This window comes from Novosphingobium sediminicola (assembly GCF_014196525.1).
GTDB classification, from domain to species: Bacteria; Pseudomonadota; Alphaproteobacteria; order Sphingomonadales; family Sphingomonadaceae; genus Novosphingobium; species Novosphingobium sediminicola.
Genome location: NZ_JACIDX010000008.1, coordinates 25,860 through 46,027 on the forward strand (window position 1 = coordinate 25,860; position 20,168 = coordinate 46,027).

16 protein-coding genes are annotated in these 20,168 nt (G+C 63.8%); 11 read left to right on the forward strand and 5 right to left on the reverse strand.

The window, feature by feature from the left end; all coding sequences use genetic code 11:
* Window positions 1-161: 161 nt before the first annotated feature.
* Window positions 162-2,264: a ribonucleoside-diphosphate reductase subunit alpha gene (locus GGR38_RS11230; protein WP_425497056.1), complete on the reverse strand. Its 2,103-nt coding sequence runs from the start codon at window positions 2,262-2,264 to the stop codon at window positions 162-164.
* 353 nt (window positions 2,265-2,617) lie between these two features.
* On the opposite strand from GGR38_RS11230, the gene GGR38_RS11235 reads away from it, so the two are divergent.
* From GGR38_RS11235 to GGR38_RS11265, 7 genes are all read left to right on the forward strand, one after another.
* On the forward strand, window positions 2,618-2,866 hold the full coding sequence (locus tag GGR38_RS11235) for a GlsB/YeaQ/YmgE family stress response membrane protein (RefSeq protein ID WP_183625547.1): 249 nt from the start codon (window positions 2,618-2,620) through the stop codon (window positions 2,864-2,866).
* A 127-nt stretch (window positions 2,867-2,993) separates the two neighbouring features.
* Window positions 2,994-5,267 carry a TonB-dependent receptor gene (locus GGR38_RS11240; RefSeq protein ID WP_183625549.1) on the forward strand — a complete coding sequence of 758 codons (2,274 nt, stop codon included), beginning with the start codon at window positions 2,994-2,996 and terminating at the stop codon, window positions 5,265-5,267.
* Window positions 5,267-6,655, forward strand: coding sequence for an alkaline phosphatase family protein (locus GGR38_RS11245; RefSeq protein ID WP_183625551.1), 1,389 nt, complete (start codon window positions 5,267-5,269; stop codon window positions 6,653-6,655). The genes GGR38_RS11240 and GGR38_RS11245 overlap by 1 nt, the downstream gene beginning before the upstream one ends.
* A 186-nt stretch (window positions 6,656-6,841) precedes the next feature.
* Window positions 6,842-8,071, forward strand: coding sequence for a TolC family protein (locus GGR38_RS11250; protein WP_183625553.1), 1,230 nt, complete (start codon window positions 6,842-6,844; stop codon window positions 8,069-8,071).
* 4 nt (window positions 8,072-8,075) lie between these two features.
* The gene (locus GGR38_RS11255; RefSeq protein ID WP_183625555.1) at window positions 8,076-9,212 is read left to right on the forward strand and encodes an efflux RND transporter periplasmic adaptor subunit; all 1,137 of its coding nucleotides are present in this window, start codon (window positions 8,076-8,078) and stop codon (window positions 9,210-9,212) included.
* The gene (locus GGR38_RS11260; RefSeq protein WP_183625557.1) at window positions 9,209-12,340 is read left to right on the forward strand and encodes an efflux RND transporter permease subunit; all 3,132 of its coding nucleotides are present in this window, start codon (window positions 9,209-9,211) and stop codon (window positions 12,338-12,340) included. Before GGR38_RS11255 ends, GGR38_RS11260 begins: the two co-directional genes overlap by 4 nt.
* Before the next feature lie 14 nt (window positions 12,341-12,354).
* Complete coding sequence (locus GGR38_RS11265) at window positions 12,355-12,693, forward strand: P-II family nitrogen regulator (RefSeq protein WP_183625559.1); 339 nt, start codon at window positions 12,355-12,357, stop codon at window positions 12,691-12,693.
* Between the two features lie 36 nt (window positions 12,694-12,729).
* On the opposite strand, the gene GGR38_RS11270 is transcribed toward GGR38_RS11265, so the two are convergent.
* Window positions 12,730-13,713, reverse strand: a complete 984-nt coding sequence (locus GGR38_RS11270; RefSeq protein WP_183625561.1) for an MlaA family lipoprotein — start codon at window positions 13,711-13,713, stop codon at window positions 12,730-12,732.
* 130 nt (window positions 13,714-13,843) lie between these two features.
* Entirely contained in the window at window positions 13,844-14,728 is an 885-nt protein-coding gene (locus GGR38_RS11275; RefSeq protein ID WP_183625894.1) for a LysR family transcriptional regulator, read from the reverse strand.
* Between the two features lie 147 nt (window positions 14,729-14,875).
* Between GGR38_RS11275 and GGR38_RS11280 the strand changes: the two genes are divergently transcribed.
* Genes GGR38_RS11280 through GGR38_RS11295 form a run of 4 tightly spaced genes read left to right on the forward strand, consistent with a single transcriptional unit; the run spans window position 14,876 to window position 19,369 of the window.
* Window positions 14,876-16,771, forward strand: coding sequence for an FUSC family protein (locus tag GGR38_RS11280; protein ID WP_183625563.1), 1,896 nt, complete (start codon window positions 14,876-14,878; stop codon window positions 16,769-16,771).
* Window positions 16,768-16,998, forward strand: coding sequence for a DUF1656 domain-containing protein (locus tag GGR38_RS11285; protein WP_183625565.1), 231 nt, complete (start codon window positions 16,768-16,770; stop codon window positions 16,996-16,998). Before GGR38_RS11280 ends, GGR38_RS11285 begins: the two co-directional genes overlap by 4 nt.
* A gap of 11 nt (window positions 16,999-17,009) precedes the next feature.
* On the forward strand, window positions 17,010-17,981 hold the full coding sequence (locus GGR38_RS11290; protein WP_183625567.1) for an HlyD family secretion protein: 972 nt from the start codon (window positions 17,010-17,012) through the stop codon (window positions 17,979-17,981).
* A gap of 8 nt (window positions 17,982-17,989) precedes the next feature.
* Window positions 17,990-19,369 carry an efflux transporter outer membrane subunit gene (locus GGR38_RS11295; RefSeq protein ID WP_183625569.1) on the forward strand — a complete coding sequence of 460 codons (1,380 nt, stop codon included), beginning with the start codon at window positions 17,990-17,992 and terminating at the stop codon, window positions 19,367-19,369.
* 52 nt (window positions 19,370-19,421) lie between these two features.
* Here the strand turns inward: GGR38_RS11295 and GGR38_RS24430 are convergent, their stop codons facing one another.
* Together GGR38_RS24430 and GGR38_RS11300 are read right to left on the reverse strand one after the other, a co-directional pair.
* Window positions 19,422-19,556, reverse strand: coding sequence for a hypothetical protein (locus GGR38_RS24430; RefSeq protein ID WP_281379398.1), 135 nt, complete (start codon window positions 19,554-19,556; stop codon window positions 19,422-19,424).
* Between the two features lie 58 nt (window positions 19,557-19,614).
* Window positions 19,615-20,100 carry a DNA-deoxyinosine glycosylase gene (locus tag GGR38_RS11300; RefSeq protein WP_183625571.1) on the reverse strand — a complete coding sequence of 162 codons (486 nt, stop codon included), beginning with the start codon at window positions 20,098-20,100 and terminating at the stop codon, window positions 19,615-19,617.
* Between the last annotated feature and the right edge of the window lie 68 nt (window positions 20,101-20,168).

Genomic DNA, 20,168 nt, shown 5'->3' on the forward strand with positions numbered 1-20,168 from the left:
CGCAAGGTTCAAATGATAAAGCCTGCGGCGCCGTTAAATAGCGCCGCAGGCTTTCAATTCATCGCCCAATCCGCATCACTGCAAACCAGGCGCCACCCAGTAACGGGATTGCAAAGGGCCCCCGGCCCTTTGCCCGCCGGAGGCATCAACCTCACGAAAAATCACTGACAGGCCAGACATTCCTCATAGTCCGTCTGCTCGCCCGCGCTCAATTCGATCTTGGGCGCCTCGGACGTGTTGTCCGCCTCGACCCCGCCGGCGAAACCAGCGCGCTGCACAGACTTGGAACGCAGATAGTAGAGCGACTTGATGCCCTTTTCCCACGCCTGATAGTGCAGCATCATCAGGTCCCACTTGTCCACGTCGGCCGGGATATAGAGGTTCAGCGACTGGGCCTGATCGATATAGGGCGTGCGGTCGGCGGCGAATTCGAGCAGCCAGCGCTGGTCGATTTCGAAGCTGGTCTTGTAGGTCGCCTTTTCGTCGGGCGACAGGAAATCGAGGTGCTGGACCGAGCCGCCCTGTTCAAGGATCGAGTTCCACACATTGGTGGAATCCTTGCTCTTTTCGGCCAGCAGCTTTTGCAGATAGGGGTTCTTCACGACGAACGAACCCGACAGCGTCTTGTGCGTATAGATGTTCGCCGGGATCGGCTCGATGCAGGCGCTGGTGCCGCCGCAGATGATCGAGATCGAGGCGGTCGGCGCAATCGCCATCTTGCACGAAAAACGCTGCATCACGCCCATGTCGGCCGCATCCGGGCATGCGCCGCGTTCCTGCGCCAACAGGATGCTCGCCTCGTCCGCCTTGGCCGAGACATGCTTGAACATCTTGAGATTCCACGCCTTTGCCATCGCGCTTTCAAAGGCGATGCCCTTCTTTTGCAGGAAGGAGTGGTAGCCCATCACGCCCATGCCGACGCTGCGTTCGCGGCTGGCCGAATATTTGGCGCGGGCCATTTCGGACGGCGCACGGTCGATATAATCCTGCAGCACATTGTCGAGGAAACGCAAAACGTCCTCGATAAAGCGCTTGTCGCCGTTCCACTCGTCCCAGGTTTCCAGGTTGAGCGAGGACAGGCAGCACACGGCGGTGCGATCATTGCCAAGGTGGTCCTTGCCGGTGGGCAGGGTGATTTCGCTGCACAGGTTCGAGGTATAGACCTTGAGCCCCAGATCGCGGTGATGCTTGGGCATCATGCGGTTCACCGTGTCGGAGAACACGAGATAAGGCTCACCGGTGGCCAGACGCACTTCGACCAGCTTCTGGAACAGGCTGCGCGCATCGACCTTGCCGCGCACGCTGCCATCCTTGGGCGATTTCAGCTCAAATTCGCGCCCGTCGCGCACCGCCTGCATGAAGTCATCGGTCAGCAGCACACCATGGTGCAGGTTCAAGGCCTTGCGGTTGAAGTCGCCGCTGGTCTTGCGGATTTCGAGGAATTCCTCAATTTCCGGATGCGAAACATCAAGATAGGCCGCCGCCGAACCACGACGCAGCGACCCCTGCGAAATCGCCAGCGTCAGGCTGTCCATCACGCGCACGAAGGGGATGATGCCGCTGGTCTTGCCGTTCAGGCCCACCTGCTCGCCAATCCCGCGCACCTTGCCCCAATAGGTGCCGATGCCGCCGCCGCGCGAGGCAAGCCAGACGTTTTCGGTCCAGGTCGAGACGATGCCGTCCAGGCTGTCCTCAACCGTGTTGAGATAGCACGAGATCGGCAGGCCGCGCCCGGTCCCGCCGTTCGAGAGCACCGGCGTTGCGGGCATGAACCAGAGCTTGGAAATATAGTCATAGATCCGCTGGGCATGATCGGCATCGTCGGCATAGGCGTCGGCCACGCGGGCGAACAGGTCCTGATACTTTTCGCCGGGCAGCAGATAGCGGTCATCGAGCGTCTCGCGCCCGAAATCGGTCAGCAAAGCATCGCGCGAAGGATCGGTCACGATGTTGAACCGGCGCGCATCAACGCGCTTGGTGTCCTCGGGCTGCTTGGGCGAAGAAGCGGCAGCGGCCGCCACGCTGAGCAGATCGCCCATCGCGCGTTCGGCGGTCAACAAATCGGCGGCCATATCGGTCTTATCATTCATCGGCATAGCCGGGCTTGCGCCCGCCTCCTTCTTTTCGGACAGAACGGCGGCGCCATCGGCACTCGTCTGCGGCTCCGTCAGCGGCAAAGTCGAAAGATCGCTGTTGCGTTCGGCTCGCTCATCCCCGCTGCTGAAATCCACGTTCTGCCCCTCCATGGTGTTGAAATCGGTCATTCCGGCGCTTGCAGGGGCTGCTCTTTTCCACAGAATCGTCTCGCATCGAGACATTCCTGCCTCAAGCAACCGAAACTAGGGATAGAGGTCGACGCCCTTCACCGGCCACAAGTTGTTGTGCCTCAAAGGCGGAAACATGCGCAAGAGGAAAGCGCCCCGTCGCGCATTTTAACCGCGCCCATCCACCGGCGCGGCGACGCGGCGGAAATCGGGCATTGGCCTGTCATGCAAGCGTCAAATTGGGCAAAAAGCAAAAAAGTTCTCCACATCTGCATGTGCCTTGCGGATCTGCTTTGCGCTTCGATCATGCTGTACTAATCTGCTAGAACACCCCACAGTTTGGGAGAAAACCGATGTTCCGCCTGATCGCCGCGCTGTTTTCCGGGCTTGTTGTCGGGCTGGTCGCCCGCTTTGTTTATCTGGGCACGGTGCCGATGGGGTGGTGGATGACGATTCTGCTGGGCGTCGGGGGCTCGCTGCTGGCCGATCTGGTGGTCAATCGCGGCGATGTGGGGCGCCCTGCCCGCCCGGCCGGTTTCCTCGCCTCGGTGGTGGGGGCGATGGCGCTGATTTTCATCGGGCGGCATATGGGCTGGCATTGATGTAAATAAGCAACGTCTTGTAATCTTCACACAAACGTCACCAAAGCGCCTCTGTTCCGCCACTTGTCCGTAACAGGCCAGTCTTAGGCCGCGCCCCATCACTGCATTCACGCACATGGGGGTCGTCATGTCCAAACTTTGCCATCTTCTGCTTGCCGCCAGCGCGCTTTGCCCGCTTGGCATCGCCCATGCGGCCGAAGCGCCTGCCTCCGATGCCCCTGCCGCCGCCGATGCGGGCGAATCGGACACCATCGTCGTGGTGGGGCAAGGCATCGTGCGTCAGGCGCAAACGCTGACCACCAAGGATCTGGCCGTGCTGGTGCCCGGCACCAGCCCGTTCAAGGCCATCGAGAACCTGCCCAGCGTCAATTTCCAGAGCGCCGATCCGTTCGGTTCGTATGAATGGGCCACGCGCGTTTCGATTCGCGGCTTTAATCAGAACCAGATCGGCTTCACCCTCGACGGCGTGCCGCTGGGCGATGCCACCTATGGCAACCTCAACGGGTTGCATGTCAGCCGCGCGATCATCACCGACAATATCGGCGCCACCCGCGTGACACAGGGCGCAGGCGCTCTGGGCACGCAGGCGACCAACAATCTTGGCGGCGCGGTCGAGTTTTCCAGCATGGACCCGCTGGATCATTTCGCGCTGGATGCTGCTGCCACCTATGGCAGCTTCAACAGCTGGCGCACCTTTGGCCGGGTCAATGCGGCCGATGCCAATGGCAATCTGCGCGGCTTCATTTCGGTTGATCACCACGAAACCGCGAAGTGGAAGGGCTATGGCCAGCAGCGCCAGACGCTGGTGAACGCCAAGATCGTGGGCAAGGTGGGCGCAACCGAACTCTCGGCCTATGGCTCCTATTCCGACCGCGCCGAGGTCGATTATCAGGATCTCAGCCTCGAAATGCTGGGTCGCCTCGGTTATAACTGGGACAATATCTCGAACAATTACGCGCTGGCCGTAAAGGTCGCCGATGTGGCGGCCAACAATGGCTATTCGGGCGCCGTGCCCACCAATCCTTCGGCCGGCACCGCATGGCCCGCCCCCTTCGCCAATGCCGACGATGCCTATTATTCGGGCGGCGGTCTGCGCAAGGACTTCCTCGGCTGGGTGGGCGCCAAGACCCAGTTGAGCGAGAAGTTCTCCGGCGAGATCAAGGGCTATTATCATGACAACAAGGGCCGCGGCCTTTGGTGGACGCCCTATGTCAACAGCCCGAACGGCATCCCCCTCTCGCTGCGCACCACCGAATATGCGATCAAGCGCGGCGGCATCTTTGGCCATATCGACGGCGAGATCGGCGCCCACAAGCTGACCGTCGGCGGCTGGTGGGAACACAATGCCTTCAACCAGGCCCGCCGCTATTACGCCGTGCTCAGCCGCACCGATCCGGGTCAGGGCCTGCTCGACTGGCCGTCCAACCCTTTTGCCACGCAATGGGAGCTGAATTTCGCCACCGAGACGCTGCAATATCATGTCGCCGATACGGTGAAATATGGCGATCTGACCATCAATCTGGGCTGGAAGGGCTTTGCCGTCATCAACAAGGCCAGCCCGGTGATCGCGGGCGGCCGCGCCTCGGGCCGGATCACGGCCAAGGACTGGTTCCAGCCCACCATCGGGGCGGCCTATAAGATCGGCGGCAACAGCGAAATCTACGCCGGTTTCGCCCAGTCCACCCGCGCCTATCAGTCCGCCACCACCAGCGGCCCCTTCTCGGCCACGCAGGCCGGGTTCGACGCGGTGAAGGGCAGCCTGAAGCCCGAAAGCTCGGACACGTATGAGGCCGGCTATCGCTATTCCGACGCGCGCATCAACGCCACGCTGGGCGCCTATCTGACCAACTTCCACAACCGCCTGCTGGTGATCCCCACCGCGGCGGGAATCGTGGGTTCGGCCAATCTGCTCTCCAACGTGGGCGGCGTGCGCTCGGCGGGGATCGAGGCGCTGGTCAACGCCCGGCTGGGCCATGGCTTCTCGACCACCCTGTCCTATGCCTATAATGACAGCACCTATCGCGACGACATCGGCAGCTACAGGCTGGTCGGCAAGACCACGGTGGATGCGCCCAAGCATCTGGCCCGCGCCGAGCTGGCCTATGACAACAAGGTGATCTTTGGGCGGGTTGCGGTCAATTACATGTCGAAGCGCTATTTCACCTATACGAACGATCAGTTCGTGGGTGGGCGCACACTGGTCGATGCCAGCATCGGCTATCGCGTCAAGACTCCCTTCTCGGACCGCCCCATCGAGCTTCAGGTCAATGCGACCAACCTGTTCGATGTGAAATATGTCTCGACCATCGGCACCAATGGCTTCGGCTTCAGCGGCGACAACCAGACCTTGATGGTTGGCGCACCGCGCGCGGTGTTCGGCACGGTCAAGGCGGGCTTCTGATGGGCGTGAAATCCGCGCTTCTGGGTCTGTTGCTGGCGGCAGGGTGCATCCCTGCCGCCTCGGCGCCTGCCGCAGGGGCAAAACCTGCCGCCAAACCGGCGCATCACCCGGTGCTGCTGATCTCCATCGACGGGTTGCGTCCCGGCGATGTGATCGAGGCCGACAGGCGCGGATTGAAAATCCCGGCCCTGCGCGCCCTGCTGGCCGAAGGAGCGCATGCAGGCGGCGTGGTGGGTGTGCTGCCCACGCTGACCTATCCCAGCCATACGACGCTGATCACCGGGGTCGATCCGGCGCATCACGGCGTCGTCAATAATCTCACTTTCGATCCCACCGCGATGAATCAGGACGGCTGGTACTGGTATGCCGCCGATCTGAAAGCGCCGACCCTGTGGGATGCGGCCCGCGCGCGTGGGCTGACCACCGGCAATGTCCACTGGCCGGTCAGCGTGGGGGCAAAGATCGGCTGGAACCTGCCCCAGATCTGGCGCACGGGCCACGAGGATGACGCCAAACTGCTGGCCGCGCTTGCCACCCCGGGCCTGTTGCCGGAACTGGAGGCCAAGGAAGGCCCCTATGCGCCGGGCAAGGCCGAGGATCTGCCCGCCGATCAAACGCGCGGACGGTTTGCCGCAAGGATGATCGCCGCGCATCATCCCGATTTCCTGACCGTCTATCTGGCCGCTCTGGACCATACCGAGCATGAGACCGGCCCCGACAGCGCAGCCAGCCATGCCGTGCTGGAAGGGCTCGACGCCATCGTCGGCCAATTGATTGCCGCCGAGCGCAAGGCGCATCCCGATGCGGTGATCGCGGTGGTGTCGGACCATGGCTTTGCACCGGTGGACAATGCCTTCAACCTCAGCCGCGCGCTGATTGATGCGGGCCTTATCCGCCTGTCCGCGCCCGATCCGCTGGGGCGGCAAAAGATCGAGAGCTGGGACGCGGTGGCTTGGGCCTCGGGCGGATCGGTGGCGGTGGTGCTGGCGCGGCCCGATGATGCGGCGCTGGTGGCGCGGGTGCGCGACCTGCTGCTGGGCCTGAAAGGTGATCCGGCCAATCGTATCACCGATATGCTGGAGGGCGAGGCCATCGCCAAGGCGGGCGGCAATCCGCAGGCCAGCTTCTATCTGAACCTTGCCCCGCCGATGCTGGCGACCGGCTTTATCGCGCCTGGCCTGCCGCTGCGCTTTGTGCCGCCGACCAAGGGGATGCATGGCTTCTTCCCCGGCGATCCGCGTATGCGCTCGACTTTTGTGATCGCGGGGCCGGGCGTGCCCAAGGGCCGCGATCTGGGCGAGATCGACATGCGCGTGATTGCGCCCACGCTGGCCCGGATCATGGGCGCGCGGCTGGATCAGGCCGAGGCACCCGCCATCACCTTCTGAAACCTCTGACGCGCAGGGCCTTGCACCTGCGCGTCAATTGCAAATTGTTTATTGGATTTTTATTTGCCGCTCCGCCGGCTTTCCCATACCCCACAATCCGACAACGATAGAACATAACCATAGTCAGTCGTCCGTCGGGAGGGTTCTGGAAATACGGGATTAAGCCCTCGCGGAGTTCGATTACTGATGCGATTACACCATATTCTGGTGCTTTTTCTGCTGAGCGGCGGAAACGCCATAGCGCAGGAAAACTATACTCTCGATCATCTTGAGCAATTGGCTCAGGACACCAATCCTGCTCTTCAGGCTGCCCAGCGCGATGTCGCCATCGCCCGCAGCGAGGTGAGCACCGCGCGCGCCCTGCCCAACCCCACGGTCGAATTCATGACCGGCCCTATGCGGTATAAGCCTGTGGCCAGCGGGATTTCAGGCACGGCCACCAGCTACAGCCTGTCGCAGCCGCTCGACCTGCCCTTTTCGCGCACGCCGCGCATCGAGGCCGCTCGTGCAGGCCTTGCCGCCAGCGAGGCGGGCTTTGCCGGACAGGTGACCAACTGGCTGGCCAATCTGCGCATGGCCTATTACGACCTGCTGCGCCGCAGCGCCGAACAGGTGGTGGCCGAGGAAGATGTCGGCATCGTCCGCTCGGTCCAGCAAAAGGTGTCCTTCAGCGTCAAACAGGGCGAAACGGCCAAATTCGAGGCGATCCGCACCGAGGCCGAATTGCTCAACGTACAAAAGACCGCCGCCGCCGCCGCCTTGCGGGTGCAGCAGGCGCGCAGCCAGTTGCGGATGCTGGTCGGCCCCGCCCTGCCGGAAAATTTCACGGTGACGGGGCGTTTGCAGGCCTTGCCCAAATTGCCGCCGTTTGACGAGTTGGTCGAACAGGTGGCGCGCACCAACCCCGATCTGGTTCAGGCCCGCGCCCAGCAGGATCAGGCGCGCTATCGCCTGCGCACCGAGGAAGCGCTGCGGCTGCCGCAGATCGCGCTGCGCGCCGAACGCAGCGGCGATGCTGAACAGGACCAGACCCGCTTTGGCGTCAGCCTGACCGTGCCCATCTGGGACCGGCGCAAGGGGCCGGTGGCGGCGGCCGAGGCGCAATTGTCGAAATCCACATTGGGGCTTGAGGCGCGCGAATATGCGGTGCGTCAGGAACTGGTGATCGCCTACAAGCAATATGAGATCGCCCAGAACACCGTGGCAGCCCTTGAAGGCGGCGTGGTGTCGCAGGCGCAATCGGCGCTCAAAGTGGCCGAGGCCGCCTATCGCTTTGGCGAACGCGGGCTGATCGACGTGCTGGACGCCCAGCGCGTGTTCCGCGCGGCGCGCGCCGATCTCATCAACAGCCGTTTCGATCTGGCCGTGGCGCTGGTCGAAATCCAGCGGCTCAACTCCAATCTTGCGCAGAGATAGACCCATGAAAAAACTTCCCTTTGTGGCGCTGGCTCTGGGCCTCGCGCTGGCTTCTTGCGGCGATGAGAAAAAAGCCGCCAAGCCCAGGATCGATCCTGAAAGTGTGGTGGCAGGCGCCAATATGCAGGGCCGCGTCAAGGTGGCCCCGGTGGGCGTCGAGGCGGTGTCGGATACTTTGCGGGTGGCGGGCCAGATCACCTTTGACGAAAACCGCGTGGCGCGCATCGGCGCGACCGTGACGGGCCGCGTGACGGATATGGCAGCCAACATCGGCCAGAGCGTCGGGCGCGGCACGGTGCTGGGCCGGATCAACAGCTCGGACCTTTCAACGCAGCAACTCGCCTATCTGCGGGCACGCTCACAATATGAACTGAACCGCCGCGCCGCCGAGCGTGCGCAGCAATTGTACGCCGCCGATGTGATCGCCGCCGCCGAACTCCAGCGCCGCCAGAGCGAAGCCAATATTTCGCACGCCGAAATGCGCGCCGCCGCCGATCAGTTGCGCCTGCTGGGCGTGTCCGCCGCCGCGCTGGGGCAATTGGGGGGGCAAGGGGTGATTTCCTCCTCCACCCCGATCCTCTCGACGATGAACGGCGTGGTGGTCGAACGCAATCTGGCGCTGGGGCAAGTGGTGCAGCCTGCCGACGCGCTGTTTGTGGTGGCCGATCTGTCGAAACTCTGGGCCACCGCTCTGGTGCCCGAGCAGCAGGTGCGCTTCGTTCAGCAGGGCCAGACCGTCGCGCTGGAAATCCCGGCGCTGGGCGGGGCCAAGCGCGAGGGGAAACTGGTCTATGTGGGCCAGGTGGTCGATCCCAAGACGCGCACTGTGGTGGTGCGCACCGAACTGGACAATCGCGGCGGGGAATTGAAGCCCCAGATGCTGGCCACGATGCTGGTGACGGCCACGCCCGAAAAGCAGCCCGTGGTGCCCAATGCCGCCATCGTGCGTGAGAACAACAAGGACTATGTCTTTGTCGAAACCGCGCCTTCCAAATTCCGCATCCGCGCGGTGTCGCTGGGCGAGGAGGTCGCGGGCAAGAGGGTGGTGATTTCAGGCGTCAAGCCGGGTGAGCGCATCGCCATCGAAGGCGCCTTCCACCTCAACAACGAACGCAACCGGCAGGCATTGGAAGGCCAATGATCCAGTCCCTGATACGCGCGGCGCTGCAGCAGCGCCTGATCGTGATCGTGGTGGCGGCGGTACTTTTGGGCTTTGGCCTGAATGCGGCGTCGAAACTCTCGGTCGATGCCTTTCCCGATGTGACCAATGTTCAGGTGCAGATTGCCACCGAAGCGCCGGGCCGCAGCCCCGAAGAGGTCGAGCGCATGGCCACCGTGCCCATCGAGGTGGCGATGACCGGCCTGCCCGGCCTTGAGGAGATGCGCTCGCTCAACAAGCCCAACCTCTCGCTGATCACGCTGGTCTTCACCGACAAGACCAATGTCTATTTCGCGCGCCAGTTGGTGATGGAGCGCCTGATCGAGGTCGGCTCGAAGATGCAGCCGGGGATCGCCCCGGTGCTGGGGCCGGTCTCGACGGGTCTGGGCGAGGTCTATCAATATACGCTGGACAAGCCGGGCGACGGCAATTCCGTGCTGTCTCAAGAGGAATTGACCCGCCGCCGCACGGTGCAGGACTGGGTGGTGCGCCCGCTGCTGCGCTCGATTCCCGGCGTAGCCGAGATCAACTCGCAGGGCGGCTTTGCCAAGCAATATCAGGTTCTGGTCAACCCCGATCAGCTGCGCCACTACAGCGTCAGCGTGGCCGAGGTCTATCAGGCGGTGGCCCGCAACAATGCCAATGCGGGCGGCGGGGTGCTGCCCCAATATGCCGAACAATATCTGATCCGGGGCGTAGGTCTGGTCAAAAGCGAGGATGACCTGCGCAGCATCGTCATCCGCGAAAGCGCGGCAACGCCGGTCTATCTGCGCGATGTGGCCGAGGTGAAGATCGGGCCGGGCGTGCGCGATGGCGCGCTGATCAAGAATGGCGTGACCGAAAGCGTGGGCGGGATCGCGCTGATGATGGCGGGCGGCAATGCCAAGGCCATCGTCACCAAGATCAAGGAGCGCGTCGAACAGATCAACAGCAAGGGCATGTTGCCCGAAGGGTTGAAGATCGCGCCCTATTACGACCGCTCCGAACTGGTCGATGCGGCCATCCACACCGTGGTCAAGGTGCTGATGGAAGGCATCGTGCTGGTGGTGATCGTGCTCTTCGTCTTCCTTGGCGATGTGCGATCCTCGGTGATCGTGGTCTCGACCTTGGTGCTGACACCGTTGCTGACCTTCATCTGCATGAATTATCTGGGCATCTCGGCCAATCTCATGTCGCTGGGGGGGCTTGCCATCGCCATTGGCCTTATGGTCGATGGGTCGGTGGTGGTGGTGGAAAACGCCTTCCTGCTGCTGGGCCAGACACGCGACAGCGGTGAGAGCAAGGTGCGCATCATCCTGCGCGCCGTGGTCGAGGTGGCCACGCCCGTGATCTTTGGCGTGGGCATCATCATCCTCGTCTTCCTGCCGCTGATGACGTTGCAGGGGATGGAGGGCAAGATGTTCTCGCCGCTGGCCTACACCATCGCCATCGCGCTGGCCATTTCGCTGGTGCTGTCGCTGACGGTGACGCCGGTGCTGTCCTCCTATCTGCTCAAGGCGCCTAAGGCCCATGAGGGCAGCCACGGGGGCGAGGAAGACCACGACACCCGCGTTATCAAGGTGATGAAGAAATACTATCTACGGATGCTGCATTGGGCGCTGGGCAATGAAAAGCGCACCATCAGCCTTGCCGTGGGCGGCTTTCTGGCCACGCTGGCGATCCTGCCTTTCCTTGGCACGGCCTTCATTCCCGAAATGAAGGAAGGGTCGGTGGTGCCCGGCATCAACCGCGTACCCAACATCGCGCTGGATGAATCGATCAAGATCGAGATGGAGGGCATGCGCCTCATCATGCAGGTGCCCGGCGTCAAATCGGCAGTGTCGGGCGTGGGTCGCGGCGAAAGCCCGGCCGACCCGCAAGGCCCCAACGAATCCACCCCCATCGTCAGCCTGAAACCGCGCGACGAATGGCCCAAGGGCTGGAATCAGGACGACATTGCCGATGCCATGCGCGAAAAGCTTAAAGCCCTGCCCGGCGTCCAGATCGTCATGGCCCAGCCCATTTCCGACCGCGTGGACGAAATGGTGACCGGCGTGCGTTCGGACATCGCGGTCAAGGTGTTTGGCGATGACATGGACGAATTGAAGCGCGTTGCCGAGGAAATCGCCCGCGTGGGTCAATCCCTGCAGGGCGCCGAAGATCTGCGCATCGAAAAGGTCAGCGGCCAGCAATATCTCTCGATCGAGATCGACCGGGCGGCGCTGGCGCGCTTTGGCCTCAATGTGGCCGACGTCAACGATCTGCTGGAAACGGCGGTGGGCGGCAAACAGGCAACCGAGATCTTTGAAGGCGAGCGTCGCTTCCCCGGCGTGGTCCGCCTGCCCGAGGCCTATCGCAACAATATCGAGGCGATCTCGAACCTGCTGATCACCTCGCCCGGCGGCGCGCAGGCGCGTCTGGCCGACGTTGCCAAGGTGGTGGTGTCGGACGGCCCGGCCCAGATCAGCCGCGAAATGGGCAAGCGCCGCATCGTCATCGGCATGAACGTCAAGGGCCGCGACCTTGGCGGTTTCGTGGCCGAGCTTCAGCAGAAGGTCGATAAGCAGATCAAGCTGCCCGACGGCTATTACCTAGAATGGGGCGGCCAGTTTCAGAATATGGAGCGCGCGCTGGGCCATCTGATGATCATCGTGCCGATCACGGTGGCGGCGATCTTCTTCCTGCTGTTCGTGCTGTTCAACTCGCTGCGTCTGGCCTCGCTCATCATTCTGGTGCTGCCTTTCGCGTCCATCGGCGGGATCGTGGGCCTTGCGGTGACGGGGGAATATCTCTCGGTGCCGGCCTCGGTGGGCTTTATCGCGCTTTGGGGCATTGCAGTGCTCAATGGCGTGGTGCTGGTCTCCTATATCCGCAATCTGCGTGACGAGGGCAAATCGGTGCGCGAGGCGGTGGTTCAGGGGGCAACCTTGCGTTTCCGCCCGGTGATGATGACGGCGACCGTGGCTCTGCTGGGCCTCATCCCGTTCCTCTTTGCCACAGGGCCGGGGTCGGAGGTGCAAAAGCCGCTGGCTATCGTGGTGATCGGGGGTCTGATCACCTCCACCGTACTGACGCTGGTGGTGCTGCCCACGATCTATCGCTTCTTTGATGATGAACGCGTCGAGGCCTGAGGGGAGAAAACACCATGGCCATGATTGAAATCCGCGCCGTTGTTCGGCCAAGCCGTCTTGAAATGCTGCGCGTGGCGCTGCGGCAATTGCCGGAATTTCCCGGCATGACCGTGGCCAGCGTCGAAGGGTGCAGCGGCACGGGAAAGCTGGGCAACAATCCATGGACGATCAAGCAGGATCTGGTCGATTTCACGCCCAAATCCATGATCCACATCGTCGTGGACGAAGCCAATGCCAAGCCGATCTATGACACGATCCGCCAGATCACCCGCACCGCCCGTCAGGGCGACGGGCTGATCTGGACCATGCGGGTCGAACAATGCCTGTTCATCGCCGCAGAGGCAGAGGACTAAGGCAGAGGATTAAGCATGGACGAAGAGGGCTGGCGATCAGCCCTCTTTTTCTTTTTCCGCCTTTTTGTCGGCTTCGCCCTCGCCATGGGGATGGCGCAGACCCTCGATCTGATCGGCCCGACGGCGCAGATAATTGTCGCGGGTGGTCGTATAGGGATCGGCTGCTTCCTTTTCCTGCCGCAGCCGCTCCTTGTTGACCACGCGGCGATCAACAATCCCCAGCACGATCATCGGCACGACGGCCGCCGTCGGCAGGACATTGCGGCCGATTGCCAGAGGCAAGGCCGCACGATCCACAATGCGTCCGGTCAAATCGCGCAGGGTTGTCGATCCGAACAAGGGCATGTAAATATACGGCCCGTTGGGCACACCATAAAAACCCATCGTATCGGCAAAACCGTTTTCACGGAAAGGCAGTCTGAACGGCTTGCGCTTGGCCATATCAAAGATGCCGGCCAGACCGATCGTCGAATTGAGGACGAAACGGGCCACGGTCTCGGCCGTTTTGCCGATCTTGTGCTGCATCAGGAAATTGGCCGCGATCACCGGTTCGCGCAGGTTATAAAGCGCATTGTGAATGCCGTCGCGCACCGGCGAAGGCACGACCGCCTCATACCCTTTGGAAAAGGGTTCAAGCACCGCATTGTCAATCGCCTGTGTCACGGCAAAGGAGGCCTGATTGATGGCCCGGCCGGGATCGGGCGCCAGCGGGCGCGAGGAAACCACGATGCCGGGTTCTTCCTCGGCGCCATGATGGCCGGTGTGACGCGACGGCTCGGCAGGCTGGGTTTCGGCGGAAGCGGGGGGGGAGACCACAGGTTGGGCCGATGTCGGAGCGGCGTCCTGAACCGGCGGAACATTGGGCGTTGTTGCCGCATCCTGCGCCACGCTTTGCTGCGCAGCAAAGCCCGGTGCGGCATCAGGCGAAACCGATTGCGCCCAACAGGGCGATGCGGCCAGCATCCATGCCAGCGCCAGCCCGCCCTTCAACAGGCTGTCCTTTCCCCCACGACCTGACACGGCCCGTCCCCACATTACACAGTTCCCCAACTCAGGCCCCCGCCATCGCACATTCCTTGTAGAGAACTCGTGCCGACTGCCTAGTGGTAACTACGACAAATTGCGACAAACCGGTGGGAAAATGTCCCTTTTAGGGAAAGCTGCCCGCCATTAACGCATTACGAGCAAAGGCAACGCGCGGATGACGCAGGGCGGCGGGCGACCAGACCAGCGAATAAGTGTGAACAGGCCGCTCAACCGGGGCGATGATTTCGGCCAATTGCCCCTGCGCAATCAAATCGCCGCACAGGTAGCCGGGCAGCGCAGTCCAGCCGAATTCCTGCATCAACAGGCTGCGCAGACAGCGCAGATCCTGCCCCACCACAGCCGGGCTGACAGGCGGGCCCGGCAGACGGTTTTCCACCAGCCAATCCTCGACCAGCGGACGTTCGAGATGATAGGCCAGCACCGGTTCGGCCATTAACGCTCTGCGCAGATCGGGGGCGGCCATGATGCGCGCGGCAACGCGCGGCGCGGCCACGGCATAGACCCGCTCTTCATGAATGCGCGCGCTGCGCAGCCGGCGGTCGGCCAGCATATAGGCCGAGAGGCCAAGGTCATAATTGCCCTCGATCAGCCCCTGCCGGATCGCCTCGCGGTCGCCGGTGTGCAGGCTGATGCGCAGGCCCGAATGGAGCAGCGGCAAGAGGCGCGGCGCCACCACCTCGGCCAGAAAATCGCCATGACCGATCAGCCGCACCGACCCCGTCATATCCGAGGACCGCGCCCGCGCCGCCGCCAATGCAGCCTCGGCAATATCGAGCCGGTCGCCAAGGCTGGCGGCCAGTTCCTCGCCCGCCAGCGTGGGGATAACGCCCTTGGGTTGGCGGGTGAACAGATCGCGCTCGATGGCGGCCTCAAGCGCGGCAATATGCTGGGAAACCGCCGGTTGCGTCAGGCCAAGGCTGCGTGCGGCCCCGCTGATCGAACGCTGGCGATAGACTTCGACAAAGGTGCGCAGATGCTGGAGCGACATAAGCCATGCCATAAATATATTTATAGCTAAACGCCAGACTGCTGTGTGGTATGACGGCATAAGGAGGCCTAAGGCACAGATGTCCCCCCTTTCGAGTCGCCCCTTCGTGATCGATCTGTTGCCCCATTCCGCCTGCGGTCGTTGCGCATGACATTGCCCAACTGGTCCGCATGGGCCTATTCCGCCAAGACCGCCTTTGCCGCGCTGCTCGCTTTGTGGATCAGCCTGTTCGTCGGCCTGCCCATGCCCTTTTGGGCGATGAGCACGGCCTATATCGTGTCCAGCCCGCTCTCGGGCGCAACCCGGTCCAAGGCGATCTATCGCGTGATCGGCACGGGTGGCGGCGCCACGGTGGCGGTCGCGCTGGTGCCGATGCTGGTGGAATGGCCCGAATTGCTCAGCCTGGCGCTGGCGCTGTGGGTGGGGATCACGCTGGCCATCTCGCTGCTCGACCGTTCGCCGCGCGCCTATATGCTGATGCTGGCGGGCTATACGGCGGCCATCATCGCCTTTCCGGCCGTCGACCGGCCCGAGGCGGTGTTTGACATTGCCGCCGCGCGCGTGACCGAAATCGTGCTGGGCATCACCTGCGCCACGCTGGCGCACAGCCTGCTGTGGCCCAAATCGGTGGCCACCGCGCTGGAGCCGCGCCTCAAGCGCTGGCTGGCCGATGCGCGCGGATGGTATGAGGATATTCTGGGCGGGGCGGCCCCCACCACCTCGCTGCGCGACCGCCAGCAACTGGCCGTCGATGCGGTGGAATGCACGCTGCTGGCCACGCATATCCCCTTTGACACATCCCATTGGCGCGAGGCGACCGCCAGCGTGCAGGCGCTGCTGCGCCGCGTGCTGCTGCTGCTGCCGGTGCTGTCGGGCATGGCGGACCGGCGGCGCGCGATTGGCGATGGCGAGGATGAATGGAGCGAATTGCTGCGCGAAAGCTATGAATTGCGGCGGCGGCAGGCGGGCGTGCTGCTGGATGAATGCGATGCGCTGCTCCATCATCTGGGCCATCCGCAAAGCCCCTCGCCGCTCTCGGTTCAGGAGCAGAAGGGCACGATCGAACTGCATGCCGATCCGATGTCGGCGCTGATCGCGGGGGTGGCTGCCACGCTGACCATTCTGGTGGTCTGCGCGATCTGGATCCTGTCGGGCTGGCACGACGGCGCCTCGGCCGCCGCGCTGGCGGGGGTGTTCTGCTGTCTGTTTGCGGCGATGGACAATCCGGTGCCGGCCATCCTCAATTTCGGCGTGGCCACGCTCTCGGCCATGCCGCTGGCGGGGCTGTACCTGTTCTATATCCTGCCCCAGATCGACGGTTTCCTGCCCTTGGTGCTGGTGCTTTTGCCCGCCCTGCTGCTCTTTGGCAGCCTGCTGTCCAATCCGCGCTACGGCCTGTTTTCGCTCGCGCTGATGATGGGTTTTTGCAGCACGCTGGCCTTGCAGGAAACCTATACCGCCGATTTCGCGCATTTCCTCAACACCAATCTGGCCCAGTTCGTGGCGATGATCGTGGCCGCCGGGATGACGGCGGGCCTGACCACGATCAGCAAGGATGTGGCGATTGCCCGGCTGAACGGGCGGATGCGGCGCGATCTGGTGGCGCTGGCGCGCTCCTCCTCGCCGCCCGATGCGCTGGCGGCGTTGGGGCGCAGCACCGACCAGCTCGCGCTTATCACCCAGCGTCTGGGCGCGGATACCGATATGGCGACGGCGGGCCTGCGCGACATTCGCATCGCGATGAACATCGTCCAGATCCAGCATCTGCGCAGCCACGCCACGCCCGCCCTTGCCGCCGCGCTCGAACATATGCTGCGCCTTGGCACCGCGCATTGGTCCGACAAGCGCGCCACGGCGGCGCCTGAGGAGATGCTCGACGCCATCGACATCGCGCTGCGCCTGACGCAAAGCCAGCCCTTGCCGCAAATGACGACATCGGCCACGTTGATCACCGAGCCGGAACAGGGCCGCGCCGCGCTGGTGGCGCTGCGCCGCAACCTGTTTCCCCATGCACCCGCCTTTCGCGCCGGAGGTTACGCATGAGCGCCGAATATATCCTTGGCGGCATCTATATTGACGCAGCCCCCGTGCATGGCAGCATCGCGCTGTTGATCGCGCTGCTGCTGCACCGCCTGTTGATCGCCATCCGTTTTTATCGTTTCGTGTGGCATCCGGTGCTGTTCGATACCGCGATGTTCATTCTCGTCTGGGCGCTGGTCACGCTGTGGCTGCCGCCGCTTGTGCCGTCCCTGCTGCATTCCCCGCTATAAGGCCCCCTGCCATGACTCTCTCGCTTTCTCCTGCTGGCTCCAAAGTCGTCCGCTATGCTGTGACCGGCGTGCTGGTGGCGGCCGCGCTTGTGGCGGGGCGCGCGCTGATTACCTATTATCAGGCCGACCCATGGACGCGCGACGGGCGCGTGCGGGCCGATGTGGTACAGGTGGCGCCCGATGTGGCCGGATTGGTGACGCAGGTTTTCGTCACCCACGATCAGGCCGTGCGCAAGGGCGACCTCTTGTTCCAGATCGACCCGGCGCGCTTTGATCTGGCCATCCGTCAGGCCGACAGCCAGTTGCAGAGCGCGCAGGCCGATGTGACGCGCGCGCGCGCTGCGATCCAGAGCGCCAATGTGGTGCTGACGCAGGCGCGGCGCGATGCCACCCGCAACCAGAAGCTGGGCGATCTGGTCGCCGCCGAGGCCACCGAGCAGAGCCAGTCCAAGGCCGCCGAGGCGCAGGCCAAGACCGCCGAGGCGACCGCGATGCTGGCCGAGGCCGAGGCGCGCGTAACCACCGCGCGCGATGCCCGCGATCTGGCGCTGCTCAACCGGGCGCGGACGCGGGTGGTCGCCCCCACCGACGGGCGCATGTCCGACCTCAACCTGCGCGTGGGCAATTATGTCAGCGCGGGCGCGCCGGTGATGGCGCTGATCGATACGGCATCTTTGCGCGTCGAGGGCTATTTCGAGGAAACCAAGCTGCCCCATGTCCATGTGGGCCAGGCCGCCACGATCCGCATGATGGGCGAGAGCAAGGTGCTGACCGGCCATGTCGTCTCGCTGGCCGCCGCGATCGAGGATCATGACCGGTTGGCCAGCGCCAAGATGCTGCCCGCGATCAACCCTTCGTTCAGCTGGGTGCGTCTGGCCCAGCGCGTGCCGGTGCGCATCAAGCTGGACAATCCGCCCGCCGATATTGCGCTGATCGCGGGGCGGACGGCTTCGGTCACGCTGGCGCGGGACGGCGCGAAGTGAGGCCCCCCTTGAACAAGGGCTTACTGACGGCCTGCACGGCGCTGGCGTTAAGCGGATGCGTGATGGGGCCGAATTATCAGGCGCCAAAACCCGTCTCGGCCAAGCTGTCGCAGGCCGATGGCATGACCGCGCAGGCCCCCCTGCCCCCGCGCTGGTGGCATCTTTATGACGATCCGGTGCTTGATCGGCTCGAAGAGCAGGCGTTGAGCGCCAACACCGAATTGCGCGTGGCGGCGGCCTCTTTGGGCCGCGCGCGGGCGATGACCGAGGCAGCCGAGGGCGCCAATGAGCCGGAATTTTCCGTCGAGGCCGCCGCCCAGCGCGCAAGGCTTTCGGGCGAATCCTATCTGCTCACCGAACCTTTGCCGGTGATGAATCTCGGCTCGGTCGGCGGCGGGGTCAGCTATCAGTTCGACCTGTTCGGCCGGTTGCGCCGAGGGGCCGAGGCCGCGCGGGCCGAGGAAGGGGCCGTTGGCGCACTGGCCGATGCGGTCAAGGTGACGCTGGCCGCCGAAGTCGCCAAGTCCTATGTCGAGGTCTGCGGCGCGCAGGAGATGGAAGCCATCGTCGAGCATTCGGTGGAAGTGCAGGAGCGGCTGGTCGAATTTGCCGAGCGCCTGCAGGCCGAGGGCCGGGGCAGCGCGATCGAGGTTTCCGCCGCCAAGGCGCGTCTGGCCGATGCGCGCGCCGCCTTGCCGCTCGACAAGATCAAGTCGCGCGCGGCGCTCTATCGGCTTGCTTTCCTGATGGGCCGCACGCCCGATGACTATCCGCGTGAGGCCGAGGCCTGCCACCACCTGCCCAAATTGTCGCAGCCGCTGCCCACCGGCGATGGCGCGGCGATGATCGCGCGCCGCCCCGACATCCGCGCCGCCGAGCGCCAATTGGCCGCCGCGACCGCCCGCATCGGCGTGGCCACCGCCGAGCTTTATCCGCAAATCGGCATCGGTCTGACCGGCGGCACCACCGGCATTCTGGAAGATCTGGGCAAAGCCGCGACCAACCGCTGGAGCATCGCCGGGCTGATCCGCTGGAACTTCCCCAGCGCAGGCCCGCGCGCCAAAGTCCGTGCCGCCAAGGCCGATACCGCCCGCGCGCTGGCCCAATTTGACGGCAAAGTGCTGAACGCGCTGCGCGAGGTTCAGACCGCAATCTCCACCTATGGCGAAAACCACAACCGCCTCCTCTCCCTGAGCGAAGCGCGCGAGGCCGCCGATCAAACCGCCGACCAGCTTCGCCGGTTGCGCGAGGGCGGCAAGGCAGCGGCGCAGGTAGACATCGGCGGGCGGAACACAGCGTTGATCGCAGCGCAGCGGGAGCAAGCCGCCAAGGAAGCGCTGGTGCTGGATCAGATCAATCTGTTCCTGGCGCTTGGGGGCGGGTGGTAGGTTTTGTAAGGGGCCTCCGGCGGGCAAAGGGACTGGTCCCTTTGCAATCCCGTTACTGTCGATGTTGCGCTTCGGGTTCGGCCAAGGTTGATGGGCGCGGTGTTAAAATATTAAAGCCTGCGGCGCTCATTGGCTGCACCGCAGGCTTTAAAATGACATCAAAAACACAGCGCAGCCATTCAGCCACACCCCCATTATCGGGATTGCAAAGGGCCCCCGCCCTTTGCCCGCCGGAGGCATCTTTCCTATAACCACACCCCCAACGCCGCCCACGCCGGCTGCTTCGCCTCAATCCCCACCGCATGGGCTGGACTGCTGGACGGCAAGGCGATCAGCGGCAACGGAAAATCATCACCCAACTGCGCCCGCCCAATGGCAAAGGCCTTGGCCCCGTTAAACCCCATCGCGCGCAGAGCGGGCAGGCGGGCCGCCGCGCCGCGCAGGTCCCGCGCCTCCACCTCGCGCAGGTCGGCGTCAAGGCTGCCGCGCCGCCTGGCGCTTTCCACCACATCCCACAGGCCGATCCCCGCGCCCAGCAGCGTCGCAAGCCGCGCCTGATACTCCATCGCCATCAGATCCGCCCCGACCACCGGTGAGAGCAGGCGCCAGAACTGATTGCGCGGATGGGCATAGTATCGCCCCGCCGCCAGCGATGCCTGCCCCGGCAGGCTGCCCAGCACCAGCAGGCGGGTCCGGTCATCGGCCACCATCGTAAATGCCGCAGCGCGCATCTGGCCTGTTACGTTCTGTTGCAATTGACGATACTTTCTTCGTTGTCAGCTTGTGGCAATCTGCCAAA